Origin of the sequence: Streptomyces sp. SM1 (assembly GCF_002910825.1) — a bacterium.
Classification (GTDB): Bacteria; Actinomycetota; Actinomycetes; order Streptomycetales; family Streptomycetaceae; genus Streptomyces; species Streptomyces okerensis.
In genome coordinates this window covers 1-1,521 of sequence record NZ_NEUB01000902.1, presented here as the reverse complement: position 1 = coordinate 1,521, position 1,521 = coordinate 1, and the positions used below count along the sequence as shown (strand labels likewise).

General features: G+C 73.2%; 1 protein-coding gene. It reads right to left on the bottom strand.

Features of this window, described 5'->3' with window-relative positions; genetic code table 11:
* Positions 1-1,521, bottom strand: a 1,521-nt coding sequence (locus B9S61_RS30345; RefSeq protein ID WP_146064995.1) for a type I polyketide synthase, incomplete at both ends; no start/stop codon positions are given.

Here is a 1,521-nt window from a genome sequence, read left to right as displayed (position 1 = left end):
CGTCGCGGACGGCCCGCGTCGTCCCACGTACGGGCCTCCGTCAGCAGCCGTCCGGCCCCCGCCGACCAGTCCACCTCGGGCGTCGGGCCATCCACGTGCAGCGTCTTCGGCATCACCCCGTGCCGCAACGCCAGCACCGACTTGATGACCCCGGCGACACCGGCGGCTGCCGAAGCGTGCCCGATGTTGGACTTCAGCGAGCCGATCCACACCGGCCGGTCCGCCGGACGCCCCTGCCCGTACGTCGCCAGCAGCGCCTGCGCCTCGATCGGGTCCCCCAGCCGGGTCCCCGTACCGTGCGCCTCCACCACGTCCACCTCGGCAGCCGACAAACCCGCGTCCGCCAACGCCGCCCGGATCACCCGCTGCTGCGACGGACCGTTCGGCGCCGTCAACCCATTGCTGGCACCGTCCTGGTTCACAGCAGAACCACGGATCACCGCCAGCACCGGATGCCCGTTCCGCCGCGCGTCCGACAACCGCTCCACCAGCAGCATGCCCGTGCCTTCGCCGAAGGCGGTGCCGTCGGCTGCCGCGGCGAAGGACTTGCAGCGGCCGTCGGGGGCGAGGCCGCCCTGCCGGCTGAACTCGACGAAGAGTTCGGGGCTGCACATCACGTTGACGCCGCCGGCCAGGGCCAGGGGGCATTCGCCGGACCGCAGCGCCCGTACGGCGAGGTGCAGGGCGACCAGCGAGGAGGAGCAGGCTGTGTCGACAGTGACCGCGGGGCCCTCCAGTCCGAAGAAGTAGGCCAGGCGTCCGGAGACGACGCTGCCCGAGTTCCCGGTGCCGAGGAATCCTTCGACGTCCTCGGGGATGTAGGGCAGCAGGCGGGCCGCGTAGTCCTGCTGCATCAGGCCGACGTACGTGCCGACCGCGGCTCCGCGCAGGGTGGCGGGGTCGATGGCCGCGCGCTCGAAGAGTTCCCAGGTGGTTTCCAGGAGCAGGCGCTGCTGCGGGTCCATGGCCACCGCTTCGCGCGGCGAGATGCCGAAGAACTCCGCGTCGAAGTCGGCCGCGGCGTAGAGGAAGCCGCCGTCGCGGGTGATGGAGGTGCCGACGCGGTCCGGGTCAGGGTCGTAGAGGGTGTCCAGACTCCAGCCGCGGTCGGTGGGAAACCCGGAGATGCCGTCGCGTCCTTCGGCCAGCATCCGCCACAGGTCCTCGGGCGAGCGGATGCCGCCGGGGAGGCGGCAGGCCGCGGCGACGATCGCGATCCGGTCGTCGTCCGCGTCCCGGTCCCGGTCGTCGTCGGCCGGCCTCGCGGGCGCGGCGGCCCTGGCCGTGGCCGAGTCCGTGTCCGTCAGTCGGGCGGCCAGGAAGTCCGCGAGCGCCGCCGGGGTCGGGTGGTCGAAGACCATGCCGGCGGGCAGCCGCAGGCCGGTGGCGGCGTTCAGGCGGTTGCGCAGTTCGACCGAGGCCAGCGAGTCGAAGCCCAGTTCGCGGAAGGCCCGTCCGGGGTCGAGGGTGTCCGGGGTCGCGTGGCCGAGGACGGCCGCGGCGTGGGTGCGGACGAGTTGG